Source organism: Aureisphaera sp., from assembly GCF_059726885.1.
Window position 1 is genome coordinate 1,548,722 of record NZ_AP041051.1, and the last position, 19,920, is coordinate 1,568,641.

A 19,920-nucleotide genomic window follows, 5' to 3' on the forward strand; every position below is an offset into this window, starting at 1 on the left:
TTCTTATTCTTCTTTTATAATTTCGTTTGGGATAGCAAGGGTTCACTATGGATTTTTTCGGTATCGAATTTGAAATTGATCTCCCCAGTAGAGAGCCCGATATCTTTTAATGAAACTTTGAAAAAGTTACTATCCATAAGCTCTTTCTCACGGGGATAAACCAGTAGCATGGAAGTGGATTTCCCCATTCCATACATCCTTGGGTATATGTAATCTGTCATGGGAATGGTGTCCTTTTTATCTGTAAAAAGATGGACACTACGCCCCATTCCGAAGGAGAGTTTGTTAACCATTGCGCCGAATTCGCTTCGATCATTTGGAACACTGCTGAGGATCTCTTTTCCGTTCTTAGAAATACTCAAATTGAAGTAGAGGTGCTTACTGTACTTTTTTCGTATTGATTCTATAGTAGTTTTAGATGCTTCCCCTCTCAGTTCTTGTGCCACCAACAAATCTGTGGGGCGATAGGTGAGTGCAATCTCTACCCCGTTTACCTCTTTGGTTTGGGTGTATCCGTTCTCTGGGTTTTTTATATATGCTAAAAGCGAAGGCTTGTCCTCAAAAGAAGTTTGAGAACAAGCGCTTGCCAAAACAACCAAAACTAGGCCTACTATGTTGAAAAAGTATTTCATCTATTCCGTGCCTTTGTATTCTTCGTTCAGGCCTACCAAAACCTCTTCTGTAAGATCTGTCATGGTATCTGCGTACATGATGTTACCTGCACCGCTGGCCCCAAAAATGATTTTATATCCCTTCTTTTCCCCATATTCCTTTACATAATCGTTGATGTCGTTCACCACGGTTTGGGTAGCCTTCTGGTCTTCATCCTGTATCTGTTTTTGGATGGCCTGCTGGTAGTTGCCTATCTGCTGTTGTTTGTTAGCTAACAGTTCCTGTTTTAATTCTATTTCTTTTCTGGACATGGAGGACCTTTCTTTTTCATAGGTCTTCAATTCTTCCTGCCAGTTCCCGATCAAACTATCTACGTTGGCCTTCATTTTTTGCGATTTTTCCTCGAACAGGGATCGCTCCACGGCGGTTCTTTCATATCCTTCCATCAATTTGTTTACGTCTACGTAGACCAATTCTGAATCGGATGTGAAATCGAATAGGGAAATAACACTAATAATAAGTGCAATAAGGGCTAATGGTAATGCTAATTTTTTCATGATCATTTTCTTTTTTCAATGTGGTTGTATACTAAGTTTTACTAAATGTGCGTTTCAAAAATCCCCTCCTTTTTTGGGTTACAAAAGCCCAATTGTATAACAGGTTAGATAAATTGTAAAAGCGTTAGTGATTCTTTTAAATTCGTGCTTTCAGAATAAGATTAGGGTCTGAAAGGGTCATGTTGGGAAGGAGTACATGACGAGGTTAAAAAGAACACAACTAAATTAGCATCACATTGAATAGACATGGTCTGTGATCTTGAAATTCTTTCCAATAGGGGTCTGTTTTCATGAAAAACGACAGGCCCTGATTGTGTAAAAACTTAAAAACCAGACAATTGCATAAATGGAGAAAATGTTGAACAAGATTTTGAGCTATGTGAGCTGACCTGAAGAATTAAAATGTTATTTTTATTTTGAAAACCGAAGTTATGAAAGTGAAGAAGATACAGGCATTCACTCTTAATGAAATGTTGATGGTTCTGGCCATTATTGGGATTTTATTGCTTATTGCCCTGCCTCAGTTCATGCCCCTTATTGCGAAAGCGAAAGGGCAAGAGGCGAAAATTCAATTAAAACATATTGCCAACTTACAGACACAACATCGATTTATTAATTCAAAATTTTCGGCCGATTTCAACAATATCGACTATGAAGCACCAAAAACGGTGAATGAAGGAGGAACGGCCAACTATAGATATGAGCTTATTGAAGCTTCCACCACAGCATTTAAGGCTAGAGCGGAAGCAGTCGTTGATTTTGACGGCGATGGGGTTTTTAATGTTTGGGAGATTGATGAAAATGGCAACCCAAAGGAAATCACAAAAGATTGATTGCAACATTCGTTAAAATACTTTTGGCGGCTGTGCTATCACTCATCTTTTATCAAGACCTAAAGGAAAGACAAGTGTGGTTTTTTCTGTTTCCTTTGTTTGCTGTATTAGGAACAACCCTGTTTTATTTGAATTCGGATAGTACCTCATACCTATATGCCTTAGGAATCAATTTATTGATCATTGGCACATTGCTTTCGGTCTTATTTATTTGGGCCCGTTGGGTCTTGAAAAAGAACCTTTTAAAGGAGGCATTGGGTTTAGGGGATATGCTTTTTTTTATAGGGTTCGCTGTTTCTTTTCCGACAGTGAGTTTTATTAATTTTTTTGTGTTCTCCATGGTGTTTGCATTGGTAATACACTGGTTGCTTTCGAAATGGAAATCACTTACGCATTCAACAATTCCCCTCGCAGGTTGGATGTCTTTATTTTTAATGATGGTTTACTTTGCCCATTGGGCAAAATTGTATGATGTAATGTATTTAATGTAAATGAAGGCTTTCGAGATCCCGACATCCTTAAAACAGCTAGTGAGTTCCAATCAGGCATTTCACTATCGAATCGTTCCCGTAGCACAAAGGGATGATGTGGTGGTGCTCAAAACAGATGCATCTGACTTAGGGGCGCTTTCTTCTGAATTATCCATAATACTTAATTTCAATTCAGAACTGGTTTCAGAAACTACGGACAACATACAGTCCTATCTTACCTATAATTACCGACAGACCACCGAAGTAAGTGAAGAACTTTCCAAAAACAACTTCCTTGAACAGTTGCTTCAAACGGCTAAGGATTTCAATAGTAGTGATATTCACCTGGAACCCTATGAAAATGTATGCAGGGTTCGTTTTAGGCTAGATGGAAAACTGAAGGAACAATACCAAATTCCGTTGCTGGAATATCCGCAGCTCATAAATCAGATTAAGATACAAGCTGGATTGGATATTTCGCAGAAACGTCTTTCTCAGGACGGAAGGATTACGGTTAAGGGAGCATCCGAAGATTTCGATATTAGGGTCTCTACCATGCCCACGCTACATGGTGAAAAAATTGTGTTACGTATTCTAAAACGTAATGCCGAAACGGTAGAGTTAAAGACACTTGGGTTTAACGAGCGTGAACTAAAACTATATTTGGAAGGAGTGAAAATGCCGAATGGAATTGTGTTAATTTCAGGACCCACGGGATCCGGCAAAACGACTACACTTTATGGCACACTGCGCCTTTTAAATAAAGAAGAGACCAACATATTGACCATTGAGGACCCGATCGAATATACACTGGCAGGGATTAATCAGGTACAGTTAAAAGAAGATATTGGATTCGATTTTCCTTCGGCCTTGCGCACCTTCCTTCGACAAGACCCAGACATTATTATGGTTGGGGAAATACGGGATGATAAGACCGCTAATATGGCAATTAAAGCTGCCCTTACGGGGCACTTGGTATTATCTACAATTCATACCAATTCCGCTTGGGCTACTATTTCCAGGCTTATCGATATGGGGGTGCCTCCTTATTTGCTTTCAAGTACACTGAACCTGAGTGTAGCTCAGCGATTGGTGCGCAAACTTTGTACGCAATGCAAAAAAGAAGCAACGGCGACACCAGATCTTTTTCCTGAGAATTTCACCGATAAGGATCAAATAGAAAAACATCATGTGCCCGTTGGGTGCAATCATTGCTTTTTTACGGGGTACGATGGTAGAAAGGCGATATATGAAATTATTCCAATTACATCAGAATTGGAAACAGCAATAAAACACAATGAGCTGCAAATTGAAGAATATCTTGCAGCAAATAATTTGAATACGCTAAAGAGTAATGCGTTGCAACTCATTCTTTCGGGTGAGACGTCTATAGATGAGGTATACTCTTTATTAGCGAATTAAGAACATTATGAAAAAACTATTGATTATTATACTATTCTTGGTTGCCCTGAAAGGGGTGGCACAAGAGACTTCTTCTTCCGCAAGAATAAACAGTATTCAGAATCAGCTGGAATTGTTGAAAGTTGAAGTACCTGGTTTGGAGGAAAGCATTAATATTAATATAACGCAAACCACACTGTCCAATTTCCTATTGGCCATCTCCAAAATTCATAGCGTTAATATCAATGTCTCACCAGATCTCAATGCTATTACTTTGGTGAACAACTTTACCGATGTTCCAGTAGCCGATATTCTGATATTTTTGGTGAAGACCTATGATCTGGATATCGATTTTACCGGAAATATACTGTCCATAAAAAAATATGTAGCTCCTTTGGAAACACCAAAGGAAAAGGAAATCCGGGCTAGCTATTCCGTGTCTAATGGGAATCTGACATTGGACCTTAAAAATGATCCCCTCGATAAGGTTTTTAGGAAAATCATGGACGAAACAGGAAAAAACCTGCTTTTTACTCCAGAGATTGAGACAAACCCCTTGAGTATTTACATTAAAAATGTTCCATTCGATGTGGCACTTCAGAAAATGGCGGAATCCAATAATTTGCTATTGGAAAAGAAAGAGGACGGATTCTATACGTTCGACACAGCTTTTGAAACTATGCAAACGCCAGGCGGGAACGGAACGACTACGTCTCGACCCATAAGAAGAAGACAGAGCAATTTTTATTACAAAGTGTTAGATACCGTAAACAAGAGGGTTGAAGTGAACCTTCAAAACACATCGATTGCCGACGTAATCTATACATTGGGTCAAGATTTAAAGATCGATATTTTTACAGCTTCACCTCTCGATAATGCGGGAACAGCTACGGTAGAAGCAAGCGATATTGGTTTCGATTTACTTTTAGACAGAATCTTTCAGAGCAGCAGTAATGGATCTGCCGGAGTAGGAGCAAACCCTGCAGCTCCCAATAACTCCAATGCCCAGGTATTCACGTACAAAAAAGAAGGAAATGTCTATTATTTCGGAACAGAGAACCAACTTTCGTTAAAGCAAGTGGAATTGGTGACAATGATGCATCGATCCGTACAGCTATTAGACGACCCTTCCGGAGGGGGACAGCGCAGGGCTGGTAGAAATAATTTCAACACAGGAGGATTTAACCAGTTCAATTCAACAGGTTTCAATGGCAATCAGAACCAATCCAATAGGTTTAATAATACAGGATCAACGAGTACTGGAACCAATACCAATAACTCTAAATCCATCGATGAAATTATTCCAGATGACATTAAGGAAGGTTTGGACATAAAAATTGACGTTGAGCTAAATAGTTTTGTCATAAGCGGGCCAGGGACCAAAGTAGAGCGGTTCAAAGAATTCATTTCGTTTATAGATAAGCCGGTTCCCGTGATCTTGATTGAGGTAATGATTCTTGAAGTAAATAGAAGCGCTATTACAGAAACTGGGATTTCATTTGGAATCGGAGACAAACCCATTAACACCTCTGGAGAGTTTTTTCCTAGTGGAAATGTCACCATTGGAGCTGGGGATGTGAATAAGATCATAGGCAATTTCGATAATTTCGGATCCTTGAACCTTGGAAAGGTGGTCCCCAATTTTTATTTGGACATTAAAGCCATGGAATCTGCAGGAACTTTGAAAGTGAAATCCACCCCCAAATTAACTACTATAAATGGGCATAAAGCCTATTTGTCCAGCGGTGAAACCACTTACTATGCGGTTACGAGTCAAAGCTTTTTTGGTTCCCAAATACCGCAAACTTCTGAAATAAGGAATTACGTCCCTATCGATGCAGAATTGGCTTTAGAGATACTTCCTTTTGTTTCTGGAGATGGGCAGATCACCTTAGATATACAGGTATTACAATCGGCTTTTAATGGAGAACGGGTTGCAGAAGATGCACCTCCAGGGATTTCCAGTCGGGAATTTTCATCGATTGTTCGAATGGAGGATCAAGATGTGGTTATTTTGGGTGGAATCGAATCCATTAGAAAGGATAATTCGGGTTCCGGAGTTCCATTTTTGGCTAGAATCCCAATTATTAAATGGTTCTTTAGCAAACGCAGGCGTGAGGCTACAAAACGAAACCTTAATGTGTTAATAAAGCCTACTATTATCGAATAATGCTGAAAGCGGTTACTTCATATTGGAATTATGGCAATTCGTTTTGCGGTGTTGAGGTGACAACTTCCGATGGCCGCAATGACTATGTTGCCGCTATAGCTAAGAAAAAGAAGGGCGAGTTTACCGATTTCAATTTTGTGAAGGGAATTTCTTTTTCAGAATTGGTAACTGAAATTGGGAAAAACAAACATGCCCATCTCATTATAAATATTGACGGGGTGCTTATAAAAGAAGTACTACCTGAAAGGGACATGCAGAAGGCAGTTGGGAAAGCATTTCCCGGGCTTTCCCTTAGCGATTTTTATGTCGATGTACAGGAAGGGCAGGATACTGTTTATGTTGCAGTAGCTAGGAGAGATGTGATAGATTCACTTCTTAAGGAGGCAGAACAGGCAGGTTTGGGAATCCTTAGTTTCCAATTGGGTTTTGGTTCACTTCAGCGCATAGCACCTTTGCTCTCTTCAGACTCGATTATTGCGGGAGGGAAGGAATACCACATGAAAGAGGGGAAGGTTGTTTCTTATCAGAATATCCAGAAGCCCCCGATAAACTATCGCCTTGAGGATGTAACGGTTGATTCCGATTACTTAATGGCTACCTCTTCTTTGTTGAGTTATTTAGGGGCAGAAACCGAATCCAATGAAGAGCGTAACGAGCAACTAAAGAAAACCTATTTTGAAAAAAACTTTTTCCGCAAGGGACTGGTTTTAGCTGTGGCAGTCGTGTTATTGAGTTTATTGATTAACTTTTTCTTTTTTACTGAATACCGCAAGCAATTTCAGAACCTTTCGGAGCAAGTAGAAGTAGCTTCGGAACAAAGAAACATATTACAGGAAAGAACGGAAGATGTTGAAAAGAAGGAGTATGTTGTGGAGAATATATTGAATAGTGGGCATTCTAAAAGCTCATATTATCTAAATAGGGTCGTAAGCCAACGTCCAGGATCCATTCTGTTTTCGGACATTCAATTTCAGCCCTTGGTCAAGAATATTCGTCCAGATAAGAAAATTACATATGAAAATGATTCCTTACTGCTAGCTGGAGACAGTTACGATAAGGAAGAATTTTCTAAATGGATTCAAGATTTAGAGGCGCATGATTGGATTGCCAATGTTACCGTAATACAATATGGTCTCTCTAAAGGGAAGGGCAACTTTTTCGAAATAAAACTAGCATTGATTTATGACACAGAGGAATAAAAACATATTATTATGTGTTGGATTTGTGGCTGTCATGCTTATTGCCTACCAGTTTTCATTCTCCGAAACGTTTCACCTTAAGCGTGAGATTTCGAAGCTTAATGAGGAGAACATTAATTCGGAGAATTTGGCACAATTATCAGCCAATTTGGGGCAACGCGAACGCTTCGCCGATTCATTGTTGAAGAAGAACAATATAAAGAACATATCAATTCAGAATAACATTTTGGAATTCCTGAATAGCAAGTCTGAAGAAAAAGGGATTGCAATAACTCAATTTTTGGAACCTCATGTATTCATGCAGGAAGATGTGAAAATAACATCATATCAATTCACACTTAGGGGACAGTTTAAAGACCTGCAGGAAGTTGTCTACAAACTAGAACAGGATTACAATTTTGGGAAGATATCCCATGTGCATTTTGAAAAGAAGAGGGATTATCGGCGTGGCCGGGACTATTTGGAGTGCCTTGTTCTTATCGAAAGTTTCCTATCCCAATAATTCTATATCGAATTAAAGTTTTTAATGAACCTCACTGGTTCTTAGTACTTGTTTTCGGCCTTGATAGGCTCTTATTTCGGCATTAAAATGCTGAACTTCGTTTTCAGTGGGGGTGCCTCTTAGAATTTTTAGCCATTTTCCTCGAAGACTCTGGTGGGTCGCTTTTAACATCATAGGGGAAATATTTTGAACAAATTTCGCACAGAAATGGAAGTCAGTCAAGAATGAAAATCCTATTTTTCAGAGAGGAAAAACCCTATTTTTTGTCCAAATTGTCCATAAAGGGATGCTTAGAATCACATATTTCTCCAATTAATGTGTCTAGCTGTGTTTTGAAGTTTGCCAGCAATTGTGGGGTTATAAGGGATTCCTTGGTTCCGCCACGGACTTTGTCCCGTTTCGCAAATTTTAAAAAGCCGCCAGTTAAGTTCTTCAATGAAATAACACCTGCTTCAAGGCTTTTGATACCTAACTCTTGTTGGATGACATAGGCATAGGCCAATACCTGAAATGCCTTGCTGTATCCATAATCCTCAATAACGTCTTCCCAATTCAAGATTTCCAGCTCCCGTTGTTGAACCATCCCCGTTTTATAATCGATGATTCGGACCACGCCATTATATTCGTCAATGCGATCTACCATTCCTCCAATGAACACTGGAAATTCCAGGGAGGGAATTGTAATTCCGGTTTTAAGCTGGTTTTCCAGATGAAGGATTTTAATAGTATTTCCTTTTTCAATTTCTGAAATGTCCAGATCAACAATATTGTTTACATATCTTTTGGCCACTTCGAAAATGATGAGGTTTTTACCCCTTTCGAAATCGCCCTCCTTAAATTCCTTGTGAAATTCGGCAACTACCAGTTCATCGATCCTAACCTTCGATCCTTTAAGGGAATCGGCTGTGAGAAATGTACCAATGAATGGTTTATATAATTCTTCAAGTGCATTATGAACGATCGTTCCTAAGGTATTTAGAGCTACGGTCTCTTCAACAGCTTCATGTTCGTTTATAGAGAGCACTTTTTGGTAATAAAAATCGATCGGATTCCTGACATATAGGGTAAGTGCCGATGGCGAAAAGTATTTATTGGCAATGGAAGCAAGCCTTTCCATAACCTTTTGGGTCTTTTTAATACTACGTGCCGATGGCTTCTCTAGAGAGATTGGGGTGCTAATCGTTTCAAAAGCAAATTCGTGAGTAGGAATAGCATCCATTTCCATTTGTGTAATAAAACGGCTTTTTTCCCCGGAGGACAGACCCTGCGTGAAGCTACTATATACCATAGTGACGGATTGTGCCCTTTGCAATAAACGATAAAAGTGGTAGGTATACACCGAATCTTTATCTGTATATAGGGGTAGTCCGAATTGTTTTTTCAAGTCATAGGTAATGAAAGATGCAGAAGATTTACCGGCGGGTAACACGCCTTCATTTACGGATAACATAAGGATATTTTCAAAGTCCAAGACTCGAGTTTCCAAAACCCCCATGATTTGTAACCCGTCGTAGGCATCACCCTCAAAGTCGAGAGTCATATTTGAAAGCAATTCAGAAAAAAGCTGTTCGAGTGTATCAATATTTTTTAAATAGGTATGTTCTCTTTGAAGCTTCGCGATCTGATGAAATATCTCCTGTAGCTTATCGAAGCATAATCTTTCTACCACATGCGCATTACTTTGGGCAGAAAGAATATTTAAGAGTTGGGAGGTATTTTCAAGGGCTTCTTGGGTTAAGCTTTTCCAGTTTCCAAAAATTAATTTTAGTGCGGATTGCCCATTTCCAAATTCATTCAACATATCCATGCCGATGTATGAATAGTTTCCCTTTACAATGGTCCTTATAATGGATTCTATGTCGGTTATTAGATAGCGACAGATGGGGTGATTAAGTAGGGCCAGAACATCTTTATGATAATAGGTTGTATTGCCTTTCGAATGTAGTTTAAGGAGCATGGTAAAAAAGGCTGCTACAGGCGTTGATTTTAAGGGCAAGCCCATAGTAACATTTACCTTTGAAACAGCTGGAGGCAAAGAATATAATAATGGTATGAGCAAGGTTTCGTCTGCCAGGACCACCGCTGTTTTATTGAGGCTATCTTCGGTTAGATTTGCCAAGTAATTGCCGGCATACTTTACTTCTTCAATTGTGTTTTGGGCAGATACGATTTTGATGTTTTTTGCATTCCCATAGTTATTTGGGAATGAGGGTAGTGGATGTTGTTGATAGTACTTCCAGCTTTCCATATAAGATCTTAAGAAATGAGAAGCTGTATGGGTTTTATCTTTATAGAAATAGGTGTCCATATCCCAACATACCTTGGTGTTTCCGGTTTCTAATAGGGCTTGTATAATATGTTGCTCTGAGGTGTTGAGCGCATTGAATCCTACGAAATAGTGCGGTTTATCGCCCTCATTGGCAATATAATGCTCAATGTCTTCGGCTGCCTTTCTATAGACCATTCCTTGATAGCCTTTCTGTTCTTTTGAAAGCAGATAGGTCAAGTTTTCATAAAAGGGCATTAGGTTGTTCCAAAAGGACAAATAGTTTTTTATAAGGGTTGTTTCTTCATTTTGAACGCCCCATTTTTCTAAACTTTTAATCCCGCCCAGGTAAGAAAAGAAAGATGTTGGATTAATGAGATACCGGTCCATTTCACTAAAATCATTGAGTAAGGAATTGGCCCAGGTAGTGAATAACGGGAATTCATCTTTCTTTAAAATTTCATTCGTTGCAAGATAAGCTTCGTAGCTGTTCACAAGGAGGCTGTCGCCTGATACAATGGTAAGGCCAGACAATTGTTCAATGAACTCTTCAATGCTAATGACCTTTGGTGAGAAGGTTGCTTTTTTTAGGTGCTGCCTTAGATAGTACTTGAAGAATCCACCAGCACGCTTGCTGGGAAGTACAATGATGAGATTGGAAATGCTCTCATGCTCCTGCTGTATTTGTTGAACGATTTCTTCTAGGAAAGCTGGCATACCCAAAAATAAAAAACGCCTCCCGTTAGGGAAGCGTTTTTTTATGATTTATTTGGAAAGATTACTTTTTCAAGGAAATCTCTACACGTCTGTTTTGCTGTCTTCCAGCTTTAGTGTTGTTCGGAGCGATTGGTCTAGACTCACCGTATCCGATAGAAGACAATCTGCTTCCGTCCATACCGATAGTAGTTAGATAATCTCTAACAGCAGCTGCTCTAGAATCAGAAAGCTTTTGGTTAGTAGTTTCTCTACCTACACTATCAGTGTGACCTTCGATCACGAAAGAAGCTGTTGGGTACTCATTCATAACGTCTACGATACTCTGAAGAACAGCGTAAGACTCAGGACGAATTGTTGATTTTCCTGTATCGAATAAGATTGTTTTAGCGTACTCAGTCAACTGGTTGATTACTTCAACAGTTACTTCAGGACAACCATTGTTTGCAACAGTTCCAGGAACATCTGGACACTGATCGTCTTTATCTAGTACACCATCATTATCTCTATCTTGGTAAGGACATCCGTTGTTTGCAGCTGGTCCAGCTTCGTTTGGACACTGATCGTCAGCGTCAGTGATTCCGTCACCGTCAGCATCTGGACAACCATTCAAGGCAGCAATACCAGGAACTGTAGGACAAGCATCTTGAGGATCTGCAATACCATCACCATCACTATCAGGACATCCGTTGAATTCGGCTAAACCTGGAGTGTTAGGACAAGCATCGTTTCTATCTTCGATTCCGTCACCGTCACTATCAGGACATCCGTTGAATTCTGGAAGACCAGGAGTTTCTGGACACTCATCATCTTTGTCATAGATTCCGTCACCGTCTGTATCTTTTCCTCCAAATTTGAAGGCAACACCAGCAGAATGTTGGAAATGGATGATTCCATACTCATCTTCGAAAGCGTGCTTATAAGTACTCTGGAAGTTAAGAGCTACGTTTTCAGTAACCCAAAAACGAACACCTACAAGGGCGTTAGCAGTACCGAATCCGATTTCATCTACCCAAGTGTAACCACCACCAATACCAAGAGATGGGTCAAACCATCCACCAGGTCCATTAATAAGATCTCTGAAGCTATACTTGATTTCACCATCTGCAGAATAGTAATTTAGGTCATCAACATCTAAATCTCCTACTTTGTCGATTCTGTTGATAGCACCCGCTGCAGTGAAAGTGAAGCCGTTACCGATGTATCTTCCCACAGAAACTCTGGATACAGAAGGTAAAATGTTCCAGTGGTCATTCTGATTGAAGTATTCATCAAAAAGGTCACCCTTAATTTCAAGATCACCTATCATTGCCGGTAACCTACCGTTATCGGTAATACCTACAGGGTATACATCTACGGCGTTTACACCAACTTCAATAGCCCAAGGGTTGTTTTGGTCTTGCGCGCTAACTACCCCTACGGCAAAGATAAATAGGGCAGCGGCTAAAATACTGTTAAGATGTTTCATATTCGATTGTTTAATTTTTAAGTGTTAATAGAGCAAAAGTAAGTTGTTAAAGTTTATTAACAAAAGCAAATCTATTAAATTTTTTGTAAATACAAAGGTCTAGCAGCCTAAATAAAAGCTGAGGGAAAATATTATAAACCAAGTTTTTGCTTTACTTTAATGAAAGCAGATATAGCCTTGTCCAGATGCTCCTTTGTATGGGCTGCTGAAAGTTGCACCCGAATCCGAGCTTTTCCTTTGGGTACCACTGGATAGAAGAATCCTATTACATAAATACCTTCTTCCAACAACATATCGGCCATGGTTTGTGACAGTTTAGCATCGTATAGCATTACAGGAACGATTGCAGAATCACCATCTATAATATCGAATCCAGCTTCCTTCATTCCTTTTTTGAAATAGGCTGTATTGTCTTCCAATTGATCTCGCAATTCGGTATTATTTGCCAACATATCGAATACCTTAATAGAAGCACCAACTATAGCAGGGGCTAAGGAATTTGAAAATAAATAAGGTCTGGATCTTTGTCTTAGGATTTCGATAATCTCTTTTTTGCCTGTGGTGTAACCTCCCATAGCTCCACCTAACGCTTTTCCTAAGGTACCTGTAATGATATCTATACGTCCCATCACGCCTTTTTCTTCCAAAGTTCCACGACCCGTGGCACCAATAAATCCGGCTGCATGGCATTCATCGATCATAACCATGGCATCATATGCATCTGCCAGATCACATATTTGGTCTAAAGGCGCTACCAATCCATCCATTGAAAAGACCCCGTCTGTAACAATAATCTTATGACGCGCCCCATTTTCGTTTGCGGCAATAAGCTGTTTTTCCAGATCAGCCATATCGTTATTGGCATATCGATATCGTGCGGCCTTACAAAGCCGTACCCCATCAATAATGGAAGCATGGTTTAACGAATCGGAAATTATTGCATCTTCAGCACTCAAAAGTGGTTCGAAAACACCGCCATTGGCATCAAAAGCAGCAGCATACAAAATAGTATCTTCGGTTTCATAGTAATCCGCAATTTTTTGCTCCAACTCCTTATGAATATCCTGCGTCCCACAAATAAACCGTACTGAGGACATACCATAGCCATGAGTGTCCATGGCATCTTTAGCGGCTTGAATGACTTCCTTATTCGAAGAAAGGCCCAAATAATTATTGGCACAGAAGTTAATTACCTCTTCCCCTGTAGAAATCTTAATCACAGCATCCTGTGGGGAAGTAATAATGCGCTCCTTCTTAAAGAGCCCAGCATCTTTAATTTCTTGAAGTTCTTTTTGTAAATGGTCTTTTATCTTACCGTACATTTCTTTGATTTTTTGGCTTTCAAAGTTAGGCTTTATTTATTATTATTCCATCTGGATTACAGTAAACCAATAACCTTTCCCTAACAGAATATCCCATGGTCTCGATGGCGTCAGAATACTCATAAATCTGCTCTATATATTTAGGATTGTGTTTTCCGGTTTTATAGTCAATAATGGTGGCAGTCTTATTTTCGTGGATTACAATTCGATCAGGGCGCACCATTTTTTTCGGTGTAGCAATTTCCCTTTCATTATGCACCTCATGTGGATTTTCATAAAACTCCTTAAGTACGGGATGATCTACTACGGCATTGATCATGGTTTTGAGTTCATGAACCGTTTTCTCATCGTGTTCTTCAGACGTGTTCAACTCATCCAATACGGTATCCAAATCAACTGTATTAAAAACCTTTGCCATCGTATCATGAAAGATGTTTCCCCATCCAATTGCAGCTGCTTGATTTTCGGTTTCCCAAACGGAAGAGGTCACTATGGTTAGATTATGGGATTCTGGCGCAGAGGCCAAGTAATCAATCGCCACGGGTAATGACTGTGAAGACGTCGTTGTAGAAGTTGGAGGTTTCTTGGTGCCAAACACATATTCTTTTTTGTCTTCATTCCATAGGCCTTGCGACATTAAATACCCTATAAAAAAAGCATTGTACGAGGTCAAGGAATCTTTAATGGCTTCCTTTTTTGCGAAGACGTAAAGTTCCTGTTCTGGTCGCGTTAAAGCCACGTAAAGAATATTGATAGTGTCCAATTCCAAGGTTTCCCGTCGTTGTTTAACGAGTTCAGCACCTAAGGGGTTGTATTCTTCTAGCTCTTTCTTATAGTCTATGAGCAAATGATCCATGTCGTCATTTTGCCATGGATACCATGATTTTGGATCTATTTCGGAATACAGGTTTACATCGGCATAAGGAAATAGTACTACGGGGAACTCTAGCCCTTTGGATTTATGTATGGTCATAATCCTAACCGCATTTGCATCATTATTGGAAATTATACTGGCCTTCTCTTGTTCTTTTCCCCAGAATTCCAAGAACTCCACCTTACCTACCCCTGGTCGCTGTGAAAAACGAAACACCAAGTCCATGAAACTACTTGCAAATGCATTGATTTTTGGTTCCAATTGTAAGCTTGCAATGGCGTATTCCATGCATTCAAATAGGGGTAATTGATTTAGATTTTCGAAACTAAATGATAGGTTCCGATGTTCCGCTAGTTCAGAAATTGAAGACAAGGGGCTCTTAATGTAATCCAAATAAAAGGAATGCCTTTCCTGCGATAAATTGAAATGGTCATAGAAGAATTCCAACACTTGAATTTTCACCTCTTCGTTGGAAGGGTCGATGGTTACATCTAGTAGATTGACCAAAAAATTAACAAGCGAAGAATTCTTTAGCAGCAAGGTTTCTTCGGAAACTATTGGAATGGTTGGGTCCTTTTCTAAAATGTACTCACTAATAACTACTCCATCTTTCTTTCTTCGTGTAAGCACACAAATATCTTTGGGGTGATATCCCCTATCCAGTAAATCCTTTATGGTTTCATAGACTTTTTCTGGATAAAGCTGATGCTCTTCCTCTTTGTTTTGCGTCTCAATGAATTCAATTTTTACATACCCATCCCTTTTTGAAGTATGTAGTTGCTTACTTCCTTCTTCATACATATTTATATGAACAGGATCTCCGAAGTGGTTGGCCACGAAAGTGAAGAAATCATTGTTGAACTTAATTACCTCTTGAGCACTTCTATAGTTCGTTTCCAGTTGCATTAGCTGCTTTGGGGCTGCGGTGAATGGATTCTCGTCCTTCGAAAGCTCCATAAACTGTTCGGGCAATCCTCCCCTCCAGCGATATATGGACTGTTTTCCGTCCCCTACTAGGAGAAGACTGCCCATTTCCTCATTCATGGTAGTTTGTGACAGTGCATTGTCTATAAGGGGTATAAGATTATTCCATTGCAGTTTGGATGTATCCTGAAACTCATCTATAAAAAAGTGACGATAGCGATCCCCAAGGCGTTCATATATAAAAGGTACGGGTTGGTCTTTTATTTCAGAATATATCAAGGAATTGAATTCGTTTATGGGAAGGATATTCTCCTCTTCCTTTATAAGCTCCATTTCTTGGTATACACCATTTAAAGCAGCCAGGGGTACGAGGTTCTTGAGGATGTTCCTGTAAAGTTTAATGGTAAAAACCTGAGTCTTGCACCTTTTATAAGATGTCAGAAAACGAGGGGTAAGGTTGTCAATTTCTAGCTGAAGACCTTCTGGGGTACTGGCCTTATAAAGCTTTGTTCCGCCCATTTCCAAATATTCCCCGAGTTTGTTTTTATACACATTATAGTCCCCTTCCTTCAATTTTTTGAAGTGGTTGGGGAACGTACCCCGTTGAAACACATCTAGAGGAATTTCTTTTTCATTTAATTGTTGAAGCAAAAGCGAGGCTTCTTCTGAAATTTCCTTCTGAAGAACAGTTATCTTTTCATATAGTCGCTTTTGTAGTTTCTTAAAATCGGCGATTGATCTCTCCCGCAATGACTGCAAATGCCAACGATCATTTTCGCTGGCCAATAGGGCTGCGGTTTTTTTCAAGTCATACGAAATGTCCCATGATTTGTCCTCGTCCGTTTTCTGAAGTGCAAACTCCAATAGCAATTGGGTTACTTCTGGATCGATTCCTGCTTTTTCGATAAACCGGTCTACAGCCTTAGACAGTAGTTCCTCGGTATCCAGCGAGACTTCGAAATTGGAAGCCAGTTTCAGGTCATGTGCGAATGTTCGGATCAATCGATGATTAAAACTATCTATGGTTTCAATGCTGAATTGTGCGTAATGGTGCAACAGGTGTTTCAGAATGCGCTTCGATCGGTCTTTTATTTCATCTTCATTCAGGGAGGTCTCCGTAATAAGGAGCTCGTGCATGTCTTTAAATTTTGCAGGAACCTCCTCCATGGCTAATGCAGACAATGTAGCCACGATACGTTCTTTCATTTCGGCAACTGCTTTATTCGTGAAGGTAATGCCGAGAAGATATTTGTAATAACCGTTTTGGGGATGTAGCAGTAATACCTTTATATAGGCTTTCACCAAAGCGAAAGTTTTTCCGCTTCCTGCCGATGCATTGTAAACCGTAAACGACGCCGAAGAATTCAATGAATTGGTATTGTTACCATAAAGATACTATTAAGAATCTCTATACGGGTATAAAAACTTACAAATTCCATAACAGGAGAAACCGCTAAATATGTGTAATTTTGAATGAAAACAAATAGTAACTAAAAAAATAAACAATATGTCATTCGAATTACCTGCATTACCCTATGCACACGATGCGCTAGAGCCCCATATAGACGCCAGAACCATGGAAATTCATCACGGGAAACACCATGCTGGGTACACCAGTAAATTAAACGCCGCCATCGAAGGAAGCGATTTGGCCGGAAAGAGTATAGAATCTATTTTATCCGGATTGGATATGAACAATAAAGCCGTTCGCAACAATGGCGGTGGATATTATAACCATTGCTTGTTTTGGGAGGTCATGTCTCCTAATGGAGGTGGTGAGCCCACGGGCGAATTGGCTGAAGCTATTAATTCGGCCTATGGAAGTTTCGATGCATTTAAAGAAGCTTTTTCGAATGCTGCCAAAACCCAATTCGGATCTGGATGGGCTTGGTTATGTGTTCACGAAGGAGGTAGAGTAGAGGTATGTGCTACTCCTAACCAAGATAATCCTCTCATGCCAGGTGTGTCATGTGGAGGAACTCCTATTCTTGGGCTGGATGTTTGGGAGCACGCCTATTACCTAAACTATCAGAACCGCCGTCCGGATTACGTAGGGGCATTTTTCAATGTGATTAATTGGGATGCCGTTTCAGAGCGATATGCGGCAAACAAATAAAAAGGTTCAGTAGAACTTTGATTAGACCCCGTTCTTAAGAATGGGGTTTTTTGTGGGATAAATAGCCAGTAAGGAATCCAAAAGATAGGAAATGATTCTCCACATTTCAAGGATGTATTCCAATAAAAAAAGGTAGACGAGAGTCTACCTTTTTTTGCCCCAAATCTACCATGAACTTAACCTACTTATGCTATGGTATGATTCAAATATAGCGTATAATTTTTCGGAAGAAATAATTTTTTAGACCAATAGCTTTTTTTTTCGTTGAAAAGCAGAATGTTGATGAATAACGTGTAGGAGGCGTAGGAAATAGATTTCTTTTTTGGCTTTCAAATACTATATAAAAATAAAAAAGGTAAACGAGAGTTTACCTTTTTTGCCCCAAATCTTACCATGAACTTAACCTACTTATGCTATGGTATGAAGCAAATATAGACTTTAAAAACAAAGTTCATGCGGATTTTTCCTACTTTTGGACAAACTGTAATTAATTATCGACTAAGTGCATTTTTAGGAGGATTTTCGTAAAATTTTTAACAATTTGGTTAGTAGGCTCGAGCAGGATTACCCTCATAAAAGTGGACAAAGGCCCTATTTACGACCCGTTTACCTCCATTGGTTGGATAGTTCCCAGTGAAATACCAATCCCCTAAATTTTTAGGACAAGCTTTGTGAAGGTCATCAACAGATTGGAAAATGACCTTTACTTGTGTGCTAATTTCCGGATCACTTATTATTTCAGCAATTTTATCAGAAATTTGTTCATCCGTAAAAGGAGCATAAAGTGCTTTAACCTGATTAATCACTTCGGCATCATCTTCTTTTGCTAATTCTATTTTGCATTTCTCGTAAATCTCATCGATGATATTGCCAGTTCCCCTTTCTTCGTGCAATGCCTTTGCGGCATTAAATGCCACTAAGTCTTCTAATCGGGCCATGTCAATTCCATAGCAATCGGGATAGCGTATTTGAGGTGCAGAGGAAACAACAATTATCTGTTTGGGATTAAGCCGGTCCAGCATCTTCAAGATACTTTTCTTTAAGGTGGTTCCCCTTACAATACTGTCATCAATGATTACCAGGTTGTCATTTGGTTTTACCAGACCGTAGGTAACATCGTAGACATGGGCCACCAAATCATCACGACTACTATCCTCCGTGATAAACGTGCGCAGTTTTACGTCCTTTATGGCGAGTTTTTCCGTACGGATTTTATGGGATAGGATTTCCTGCAATCTTTCATTGGTTAAATGCTCCTTTTCTCGAAGAATCGCTTCATTTTTTTGTTGATTCAATTCGTCCTGGGCGGCTTCTAACATGCCATAAAAAGAAGTTTCCGCGGTATTCGGAATGAAAGAGAAAACCGTGTTTTCGGTATCATGATTGATGTTTTCCAACACTTTCGGCATCACCAAACGCCCAAGCATTTTGCGTTCCTGATAGATTTCGGCATCACTTCCCCTTGAAAAATAGATACGCTCAAAGGAACAGGATTTGCGCTCCAGTGGCTCAATGATTTCAGAGATTTGTGCAAGTCCGTTTTTCTTCACGATAAGGGCATGTCCCGGATCCAATTCCTTTACTTCTTCGAAAGGAACATTGAAAACCGTTTGTATCGCTGGACGCTCACTGGCAACCACCACCACCTCATCATCTTTGTAATAATAGGCGGGTCGTATTCCTGCGGGGTCACGCAATACAAATGCATCACCATGCCCTAAAAGTCCGGCCATGGCATAACCGCCATCCCAGTTTTTTGCAGATTTTTTTAAAATCTTATCGATTTTCAGATTCTCCGCAATAAATGGGGAAGCCTCTTGTTTGTTTAGACCATTCTGTTTGGCCCTTTTGTATTGTTTACGAACGGCGTCATCCAAGAAATGTCCAATTTTTTCCATAACGGTAATGGTATCCGCCTTTTCTTTTGGATGCATCCCCAAACGAATGAGATTGGTGAAAAGCTCATTGGTGTTGGTCATATTAAAGTTACCCGCTATGATTAGGTTTCTATGCATCCAGTTATTCTGGCGCAGGAAAGGGTGTACCGTTTCTATGCTATTCCCTCCAAAGGTGCCATATCGCACGTGGCCCAAAAATAATTCACCTAAATATGGAATTTGTTTTTTCTGAGCCGCGATGTCATTTTTTAATTCAGGAGAGGATTCAAATTCCGAATTAATGCGCTCGTTAATTTGCGCAAAGATATCCTGTATGGGTTGCTGTGCATTGGATCGTATCCTGCTTATATACCTCTCACCTGGCTCAACATCTAATTTTATGCTTGCAAATCCTGCTCCGTCTTGTCCCCTGTTATGTTGCTTTTCCATCATGAGGTACATTTTGTTTACCCCGTAAAAAGCGGTTCCGTACTTTTCCTTATAGTACTCAAGTGGTTTTAGCAACCTAACCAGTGCTATTCCACATTCATGTTTTAATGCATCGCTCATAATGCTCTTGGAAATAAATATTTCAAATAAAAACGCCCTGTATAG

At 39.7% G+C, this 19,920-nt stretch carries 15 protein-coding genes; 7 read left to right on the plus strand and 8 right to left on the minus strand.

Annotated elements, in window-relative coordinates; all coding sequences use genetic code 11:
* Positions 1–14: 14 nt before the first annotated feature.
* Entirely contained in the window at positions 15–632 is a 618-nt protein-coding gene (locus tag AC6JAD_RS06820; protein WP_461304542.1) for a hypothetical protein, read from the minus strand.
* A complete protein-coding gene (locus AC6JAD_RS06825; protein WP_461304543.1) occupies positions 633–1,169 on the minus strand; it encodes an OmpH/Skp family outer membrane protein in 537 nt (178 codons plus the stop codon). It lies immediately after the preceding gene.
* 431 nt (positions 1,170–1,600) lie between these two features.
* On the opposite strand from AC6JAD_RS06825, the gene AC6JAD_RS06830 reads away from it, so the two are divergent.
* From AC6JAD_RS06830 to AC6JAD_RS06855, 6 genes are read left to right on the plus strand one after another with little or no spacing between them, the layout of a single operon-like run.
* Complete coding sequence (locus tag AC6JAD_RS06830) at positions 1,601–2,002, plus strand: prepilin-type N-terminal cleavage/methylation domain-containing protein (RefSeq protein ID WP_461304544.1); 402 nt, start codon at positions 1,601–1,603, stop codon at positions 2,000–2,002.
* Complete coding sequence (locus AC6JAD_RS06835) at positions 1,999–2,493, plus strand: hypothetical protein (RefSeq protein WP_461304545.1); 495 nt, start codon at positions 1,999–2,001, stop codon at positions 2,491–2,493. The genes AC6JAD_RS06830 and AC6JAD_RS06835 overlap by 4 nt, the downstream gene beginning before the upstream one ends.
* Complete coding sequence (locus AC6JAD_RS06840) at positions 2,494–3,894, plus strand: GspE/PulE family protein (protein ID WP_461304546.1); 1,401 nt, start codon at positions 2,494–2,496, stop codon at positions 3,892–3,894. It begins immediately after the preceding gene.
* A 7-nt stretch (positions 3,895–3,901) separates the two neighbouring features.
* Positions 3,902–6,043 (plus strand): type II secretion system protein GspD, encoded by a 2,142-nt coding sequence (locus AC6JAD_RS06845; RefSeq protein ID WP_461304547.1) that lies wholly within the window; start codon positions 3,902–3,904, stop codon positions 6,041–6,043.
* The gene (locus tag AC6JAD_RS06850) at positions 6,043–7,242 is read left to right on the plus strand and encodes a type IV pilus biogenesis protein PilM (protein WP_461304548.1); all 1,200 of its coding nucleotides are present in this window, start codon (positions 6,043–6,045) and stop codon (positions 7,240–7,242) included. The genes AC6JAD_RS06845 and AC6JAD_RS06850 overlap by 1 nt, the downstream gene beginning before the upstream one ends.
* The gene (locus AC6JAD_RS06855; RefSeq protein WP_461304549.1) at positions 7,226–7,744 is read left to right on the plus strand and encodes a hypothetical protein; all 519 of its coding nucleotides are present in this window, start codon (positions 7,226–7,228) and stop codon (positions 7,742–7,744) included. The genes AC6JAD_RS06850 and AC6JAD_RS06855 overlap by 17 nt, the downstream gene beginning before the upstream one ends.
* Before the next feature lie 21 nt (positions 7,745–7,765).
* Here the strand turns inward: AC6JAD_RS06855 and AC6JAD_RS06860 are convergent, their stop codons facing one another.
* The 5 genes from AC6JAD_RS06860 to AC6JAD_RS06880 all read right to left on the minus strand — a co-directional run bounded on the left by AC6JAD_RS06860 (position 7,766) and on the right by AC6JAD_RS06880 (position 16,680).
* A complete protein-coding gene (locus AC6JAD_RS06860; protein ID WP_461304550.1) occupies positions 7,766–7,918 on the minus strand; it encodes a hypothetical protein in 153 nt (50 codons plus the stop codon).
* 82 nt (positions 7,919–8,000) lie between these two features.
* Entirely contained in the window at positions 8,001–10,727 is a 2,727-nt protein-coding gene (locus tag AC6JAD_RS06865) for a PD-(D/E)XK nuclease family protein (protein ID WP_461304551.1), read from the minus strand.
* Between the two features lie 61 nt (positions 10,728–10,788).
* Entirely contained in the window at positions 10,789–12,192 is a 1,404-nt protein-coding gene (locus tag AC6JAD_RS06870) for an OmpA family protein (RefSeq protein ID WP_461304552.1), read from the minus strand.
* A gap of 131 nt (positions 12,193–12,323) precedes the next feature.
* Positions 12,324–13,514, minus strand: a complete 1,191-nt coding sequence (gene kbl / locus AC6JAD_RS06875) for a glycine C-acetyltransferase (RefSeq protein ID WP_461304553.1) — start codon at positions 13,512–13,514, stop codon at positions 12,324–12,326.
* 25 nt (positions 13,515–13,539) lie between these two features.
* Positions 13,540–16,680, minus strand: coding sequence for a UvrD-helicase domain-containing protein (locus tag AC6JAD_RS06880; RefSeq protein WP_461304554.1), 3,141 nt, complete (start codon positions 16,678–16,680; stop codon positions 13,540–13,542).
* Positions 16,681–16,819: 139 nt separating this feature from the next.
* On the opposite strand from AC6JAD_RS06880, the gene AC6JAD_RS06885 reads away from it, so the two are divergent.
* A complete protein-coding gene (locus tag AC6JAD_RS06885; protein WP_461304555.1) occupies positions 16,820–17,428 on the plus strand; it encodes a superoxide dismutase in 609 nt (202 codons plus the stop codon).
* A gap of 545 nt (positions 17,429–17,973) precedes the next feature.
* On the opposite strand, the gene AC6JAD_RS06890 is transcribed toward AC6JAD_RS06885, so the two are convergent.
* Positions 17,974–19,875: an amidophosphoribosyltransferase gene (locus tag AC6JAD_RS06890; RefSeq protein ID WP_461304556.1), complete on the minus strand. Its 1,902-nt coding sequence runs from the start codon at positions 19,873–19,875 to the stop codon at positions 17,974–17,976.
* Between the last annotated feature and the right edge of the window lie 45 nt (positions 19,876–19,920).

Excerpts from the sequence above, each read along its gene's own strand:
- AC6JAD_RS06830 (WP_461304544.1), top strand. The coding sequence starts at position 1,601 with ATGAAAGTGAAGAAGATACAGGCATTCACTCTTAATGAAATGTTGATG.
- AC6JAD_RS06885 (WP_461304555.1), top strand. The coding sequence starts at position 16,820 with ATGTCATTCGAATTACCTGCATTACCCTATGCACACGATGCGCTAGAG.
- AC6JAD_RS06855 (WP_461304549.1), top strand. The coding sequence starts at position 7,226 with ATGACACAGAGGAATAAAAACATATTATTATGTGTTGGATTTGTGGCT.
- AC6JAD_RS06865 (WP_461304551.1), bottom strand. The coding sequence starts at position 10,727 with ATGCCAGCTTTCCTAGAAGAAATCGTTCAACAAATACAGCAGGAGCAT.
- AC6JAD_RS06820 (WP_461304542.1), bottom strand. The coding sequence starts at position 632 with ATGAAATACTTTTTCAACATAGTAGGCCTAGTTTTGGTTGTTTTGGCA.
- AC6JAD_RS06860 (WP_461304550.1), bottom strand. The coding sequence starts at position 7,918 with ATGATGTTAAAAGCGACCCACCAGAGTCTTCGAGGAAAATGGCTAAAA.
- kbl (WP_461304553.1), bottom strand. The coding sequence starts at position 13,514 with ATGTACGGTAAGATAAAAGACCATTTACAAAAAGAACTTCAAGAAATT.
- AC6JAD_RS06845 (WP_461304547.1), top strand. The coding sequence starts at position 3,902 with ATGAAAAAACTATTGATTATTATACTATTCTTGGTTGCCCTGAAAGGG.
- AC6JAD_RS06825 (WP_461304543.1), bottom strand. The coding sequence starts at position 1,169 with ATGAAAAAATTAGCATTACCATTAGCCCTTATTGCACTTATTATTAGT.
- AC6JAD_RS06890 (WP_461304556.1), bottom strand. The coding sequence starts at position 19,875 with ATGAGCGATGCATTAAAACATGAATGTGGAATAGCACTGGTTAGGTTG.
- AC6JAD_RS06870 (WP_461304552.1), bottom strand. The coding sequence starts at position 12,192 with ATGAAACATCTTAACAGTATTTTAGCCGCTGCCCTATTTATCTTTGCC.
- AC6JAD_RS06850 (WP_461304548.1), top strand. The coding sequence starts at position 6,043 with ATGCTGAAAGCGGTTACTTCATATTGGAATTATGGCAATTCGTTTTGC.
- AC6JAD_RS06840 (WP_461304546.1), top strand. The coding sequence starts at position 2,494 with ATGAAGGCTTTCGAGATCCCGACATCCTTAAAACAGCTAGTGAGTTCC.